Annotated in this window: 4 protein-coding genes; 3 read left to right on the forward strand and 1 reads right to left on the reverse strand. The window is 72.8% G+C overall.

Features of this window, described 5'->3' with window-relative positions; genetic code table 11:
- Nucleotides 1-202 precede the first annotated feature (202 nt).
- Nucleotides 203-388 (forward strand): DUF5708 family protein, encoded by a 186-nt coding sequence (locus tag ACGF15_RS15930; RefSeq protein ID WP_345616345.1) that lies wholly within the window; start codon nucleotides 203-205, stop codon nucleotides 386-388.
- Nucleotides 389-449: 61 nt separating this feature from the next.
- Here ACGF15_RS15930 and ACGF15_RS15935 read toward each other — a convergent pair whose 3' ends face one another.
- Complete coding sequence (locus ACGF15_RS15935; RefSeq protein ID WP_392799476.1) at nucleotides 450-2,441, reverse strand: FAD/NAD(P)-binding protein; 1,992 nt, start codon at nucleotides 2,439-2,441, stop codon at nucleotides 450-452.
- Between the two features lie 219 nt (nucleotides 2,442-2,660).
- Between ACGF15_RS15935 and ACGF15_RS15940 the strand changes: the two genes are divergently transcribed.
- The gene (locus ACGF15_RS15940) at nucleotides 2,661-3,377 is read left to right on the forward strand and encodes a GNAT family protein (RefSeq protein WP_345616347.1); all 717 of its coding nucleotides are present in this window, start codon (nucleotides 2,661-2,663) and stop codon (nucleotides 3,375-3,377) included.
- Entirely contained in the window at nucleotides 3,370-5,928 is a 2,559-nt protein-coding gene (lanKC, locus tag ACGF15_RS15945; RefSeq protein WP_392799480.1) for a class III lanthionine synthetase LanKC, read from the forward strand. The genes ACGF15_RS15940 and lanKC overlap by 8 nt, the downstream gene beginning before the upstream one ends.
- Nucleotides 5,929-6,000: the final 72 nt, after the last annotated feature.

Below are 6,000 nucleotides of genomic sequence, written 5' to 3' on the forward strand. Positions count from 1 at the left end.
AGCGGGGCGGCGTGAAGGGGAAGGCATCGGGTTCTTCCGTGCCTGCCGGCATGGAAAGCGATCGCATTCCTTGGCCATCGGATTTTCACCGTCTCCCGCGGTGGAGGTCAAGTATGCGAATGCCCGCGGTCCGTGACAGAGTGTCCGCGGTCCCCGCGAAACAAGAGATATCGATCCGACACACGGGGTAGGAGGGTGTGAGATGAATTCTTCTTCCAAGGCACTGACCGGTGGAGGTATAACCTTCGTCATCGGCCTGGTCCTCTGGCAGTTCACCGGGGACATCGAGACGCCGGTGGTCACCTTGACCAAGCTCGGCGTCGTGCTGATGGCGCTGGGCGCGCTGGAGGTCGTGTACGGCCTCTACAAGGGTGTCGCCCGGAAATAGCGGCGAGCGAGGGCGGACCGCCCGCCCCGGCCGTCGGCGCCACGCGGCCGGGGCGGGCGCTTCACGAGCGGGCCGCCGAGCGGAGCTGCCTGATCAGGCGCCGCCCCAGGGCGTCGTTCTGCCGGAAGAACGGTGCGTTGGTACCCGGGACCGAGAAGGATCCGAGGCTGCCTCCCGTGGCGAACGCGCCGAGCGCGTAGCGGCGCGGATGCGGACGCCCGGACGGTTCGGTCACCCGGTAGTCGCCTTCCCCCGCCACCAGCCGCGAGGCGTTCTCCGCGCCCGGTGACCGGCGTACCGTCGCCCGGCCCTCGGCGATCATCGCCCGGAGCAGCCGGTCCCCGCCGTGCAGCACGTCCGGCGCGGCCAGCCGCGCCTCGACGAAGCAGGTGGCGCGACGCTCGGTCGGGAGCGAGTCGGAGGTGGCCGTGAAGGTGTGCGCCGAAGCGTCGGCGCGCACCCGTAGACCGGCCCCGAGGAACCGGACCAGGCCGGCCCGGGACAGCGCCATGAGCTGCTCCAGGCGGAACGGCGGCGGCCCGGACGAGAAGAAGCTGTTGAACTCGGATATCCGGCCGAGGGCCCGCTCCGCGCCCGGAGTGAGCCTGTCGCCGTCCGACACCAGCAGTTCGGCGAGCTGGTTGCCCGCCTCGAACAGTGAACGTGCCGCCCCCGCCCAGGGGCTGTGGCCGGGAAGCGTCGCCCTGTCGACCGTCGCGCGGACATGGCGGCGCATCCAGGCGTCGAGTTCGCCACCCGCCGGGAAGCTCCTGCCCGACAGCGGCGTCCGGAGCGTGTCGAGGGCCAGACGGTCCGCCGCCCGGACCGAGCCGTGGACCAGGGAGTGCAGCTCGGGGCTGTCCCAGTCGAGTTCCGCGTAGACCTGCGCGAACGCCGCCCATGACGTCCCGGTGCGCTCGGGGTGCCCGGTGAACAGTTCCCGGTAGTAGCCCCAGCCGACCTCCTTGGCGGTCAGTGCCCACAGGTCCGGGGCCGTCCCGGGTGCCGACGCGTCGGAGGCCGGGCCTTTGACGGTGTCGCGGGACAGCGCCGCCTTGAAGGCCTCCACGGTGGCGAACCGGACCGGACCGGGATCCGCGCCGCGCAGCCGGACACCGGTCTTGGGCAGATACGGCACGCCCCGGCGGGAGCCGACCCACAGGACCGGCTCGGCGCCCGACGGCTCGTAGCGCACGGTGCCCTCGCGGTCCCGGACGAACCTCCCCCCTCGGCCCTCGCTCATCAGCGACATGAGGTCGACGAACGCCAGTCCCAGGCCCGAGACGAGCACGTCGGCGCCGGGCGGGAGCGCGGAGAGGTCGACGTCCGCGGTGCAGCCCGGCGGCAGGTGGGCCCCGCCGCACCGGGCCGCGAACGCGGCGTGGCTCCGCTGTGCGGTGTCCATGCTGCCGTCCACGTTCCCCTGTGCGAGGACCACGATGTCGGCGAGGAGGGACCCTCCGTCCGAGAGGCTGATGCGCTGCCGTCCGTCGGGCTCGTCCGACAGGCGTACCGCCGCGGCGCGGTGGTCGTGGACCTCGACGTCCGCGGGAAGCGCCTCCCGCGCCCGGCGGAAGCACCAGGCGAGGTACGCGCCGGCGAGCCGCCGGCTGGGGAAGGAGTCCGGTGCGAGCGAGCGGGCCTCGGTCACCAGAGAAGGGGCGGCGGGCCTCTGCTCGGCGGCCGCCTCCACCGCGGCGCCCGCCTCCACCGCGGCGGCCGCCTCCCGTGCCGAGGCCGCCGCGCCGTGCCGGGCCGCCCATTCGAAGAGCGTCGGACCGGCGGTGATCGGCCCCGTGCACTCGACGCTTTCGTCGGTGAACATCGTCACGTCCCGCGCCCGGGAGTTCATCAGCATCCACACCGGCTGGTCCGGCCGCCAGATGCGTCCGCCCCCGGGCGGGAACGGGTCCACGACATCGATCCGCAGTGGCCCCCCGGGCCAGAGGGCGTCGAAGTTGGCGGCGATGCGTTCCAGAATGCCCGTCGTCCGCGGACCGGCACCGACGAATGCCAATGAGGGGGTCCCCGGGAACTGCCCTGTTTCCGTCATGGCCCCGCAGGCTACTGCTCTCAACGTCACCAGCGGCAATGCCGACTGTCAATGCCATTTCGAGTCGGGATACCGGCCGTGTTCGACTTCCGTGGTTCGCGGTTGACGGCGAAGAACGCGGCGATCTAGGTTCTTCATCGGCTCGCAGAGTGACTCAAGTGACTCAAGTGACTCGGGGCCGAGTCTCTGGCATTCGGGACGACGGGGGAGTGGGAACTAGTGCAGGGGCGATTCATCAGCTTACGTCCGCCGACCACGGACGACTTCGACCTGATCGCCGCATGGTTGGCGCCCGACTCGCCGGGAACCGCCCTCAGCGGCGACGCGCGGGAAATGGCCAGCCCCGAGGAAATCCGTGCCGCGCACTACTCCGGCAGCCTTTCCTTCCGCGTCATATACGACAACACCGGGGACGCCCTCGGTTTCGTCAACTGGCGCCGGCGCGGAAGCCACCAGTCCTTCGAGATCGCCGTCATCGTCGGTGAGCCCGACCGCTGGCGCAGCGCCTTCGGCGGCGAGGCGGTGATCCGGCTCGTCGACATCCTCTTCATGACGTACGACGCCCGCCGGGTCCAGCTGACCACCGGCGCCTTCAACGCCTACACGCTTCCCGCCCTCGTGCGCGGGGGCTTCGTCCTCGAAGGCGTCCTGCGCGACTTCTACTACGTCGACGGCCGGTACCACGACGCGACCGTGTGGTCGATGCTCCGTTCCGAGTACGAGGCCGAGCTGAAGAGGAGCGAGCACCTGGACGGCCTGAAGTACGTGCCCTCCGTGCCGGAGGCCGACAAGGAGCGGGCGCGCCGCATGCTGCACGCCTACCTGGCCGAGGGCGGTCCCACCTCGCTGGACGCCGACCGCTCCCGGACCGGTCGCGGCACCGCGGCCACCGCCGGGTCCGCCGCCGCGGCCGGGGGAGGGGACGGGGATGCGTGAGGCGGGCGAGCTGTTCTCCGTCGCCGATCCCGACTACTTCGAACCCCCGGAGCGGTGGCGCCCGGAAGGGGACCTGGACTTCGCGGCCCTGGTGCCCGAGCGGGAGGGCTGGACCAGGACGCTCAAGGGGCCGTGGTGCCACCTGCGGCGCACCGGAGCGCGGCTGCCGGACCAGGGCTGGAAGATCCATGTGTCCGCCCGGCCCGAGGACGCCGCCGACGTCCTGCGCGAGGTCGCCGCGTTCTGCCTGGACCGCGGGCTCGCCTTCAAGTTCCTCTCCCGCAGCGCGATCCTCCGGGCCTACGGCCTGAAGTTCGCCCCGCGTGCCGCGAGCGGCAAGTTCATCGCCCTCTACCCCCCGGAGAAGGACCTGGTCCCGGCGCTGGACGCACTGCATGGACTGCTGGCCGGCCGCCACGGCCCGTACGTCCTCAGCGACCGGCGCTGGCGCGAGGGCAGTCCCGTCTACCTGCGCTACGGCGCCTTCACCAGCCAGTACACCTACACACCGGCAGGCAGTCGCGTCCTCGCGATGCGCGGCCCGGAGGGTGAACTGGTCCATGATCCGCGGTCGGTTCCCTTCCGGCTGCCGGACTGGATCTCGCCCCCCGTCGAGATCCAGGACGCTCTGCGCACCCCCGAGCCGGACGAGCCCTTCCCGTTCGCCGTGGAGCGTGCGTTGCAGTTCTCCAACGGCGGAGGCGTGTACGCCGCCCGCCGGAAGGAGACGGGACGCGAGGTCGTCCTCAAGGAGGCCCGGTCGCACGCCGGTGTGGACCGGGACGGCCGCGACGCGGTCGACCGCGCACGGCACGAGGACGGAGTCCTCAGGCGACTGGCCGGGGTGGCGGCCGTACCGGACCTCCTCGATTCCTTCCGGTACTGGGAGCACCACTACCTCGCGCTGGAGAAGGCCGAGGGAGTGAACCTGCAGAACTGGGTGGCGGGCCGCCATCCGTTCATCCGCCACGCCCCCGCCGCCGGGGAGGTCGACGGCTACCGCGAGCAGGCCGAGCGGGTCCTGGCACGGGTCGCCGCCGCCGTCGCGGACGTGCACGCCCACGGGCTCGCCCATCGCGACCTGCACCCCGGGAACATCGTGGTGGACGACGACCTCACGGTGCGGCTGCTGGACTTCGAGATGTCGGCGGCCCTGGACGAGGAGGAGCCTCCGCCGCTGGCCTACCCGGGGTTCGCACCGAGAACGGGAACCGCCGAGGCGCGCGACCGCCACGCCCTCGCGGTGCTGAAGCTCTGGCTGTTCCTCCCGCTGGCGCCCCTGTACGCACTGGACCCGGGCAAGGCCGCGGTGCACGCGGCCACCGCGGTCGACTGGTTCGGCCTGCCCGAGGGCTACTTCGACGACACCCTGCGGACCATGGGGCCGGACTCCTCGGAGGGCGTCGGCCGCGGGCCCGCGCCGGGCACGGGTGCCGCGCCCGGCGCGGCGGACGGGACCGGCCCGCTCGACCTGATCGCCCCGCTCGCCGGCTCGCTCGCCGCCATGGCGGACCCCGCCCGCAGCGACCGGCTGTTCCCCGGCGACCCGGACCAGTACCTGAACACCGCGGGCCCGGCCGGTCTCGCCCACGGTGCCACCGGGGTCCTGTGGGCCCTCCACGCGACCGGGCACGAGCCGCCCGCCGCCTGCGAGCGCTGGCTGCTGGACTTCTCCCGCCGCGCGGACACGGCCCTCGCCTCACCGGGCCTGTGGGACGGGCTGACCGGACTCGCCTGGTACTGGGCGCTGCGCGGGCACCACGAGGCGGCCCGTGCCCAACTGGCACCGCTGGTCAGGGACATCGGAGTCACCACCGATCCCTCCCTGTTCTCCGGTATCGCCGGAATGGGCCTGGCCGCGCTGGCGCTCGGCCCCGTGCTCGGCGACGAGCGGCTCGACGGCCTGGCGCACCGGGCGGCCCACCGGATTCGGGAGGAACTCCTCCCGAGCCCGCACACGGAGAACCTGCCCGCGGGACTGATGCGCGGCTGGAGCGGTCCCGCCGTGTTCCTGACGAGGCTGTACGAGGCCACCGGCGAGTCCGCCTGGCTCGACCTGGCGGCGCGGGCGGTCCACCGCGACCTCGCCCGCTGCACCGGGGACACCTCGGGAACCCTGCAGGCGGTGGACGGGAAGCGGCGTCTGCCGTATCTCGCCACCGGCGGTCTGGGCGTCGCCCTCGCCGCGGACGCCGTGCTGCGGCACCGGGACGACGCGGCACTGCGTGCTGCGGTGCCGGGCCTGGTGGCCGGGGCCCGGGTGCGGTTCATGGCCGACGCGGGGGTCTTCTCCGGACGGTCCGGTGCCCTGCTGGCCATGGTCGCCCTGGAGCACCGCCTCGACGACGCGGGGGAGTCGGTCGCCCACCACGCCCGCGACCTGTCACTGCACCTGGTGGAGCGGGACGGCCTGCTGCGGGTTCCGGGAAGCGGAGGGGTGCGGTTCTCCGCGGACCTCGCGACCGGTGCCGCAGGGGTGCTCCTCGCCCTGGCCGCGGTCCGCGACCGCAGCCTCGAAAGCCTGCCGTTCCTGGGTACCGGGCCGCTCTGAGGCTCGCAGGGGACGGCGCAGAACGGACGGCCGCACACGACGGCCCGACACCCCGAGGGGAGGTACACACCA

Origin of the sequence: Streptomyces sp. NPDC048001 (genome assembly GCF_043203115.1) — a bacterium.
Taxonomy (GTDB): domain Bacteria; phylum Actinomycetota; class Actinomycetes; order Streptomycetales; family Streptomycetaceae; genus Streptomyces; species Streptomyces sanyensis.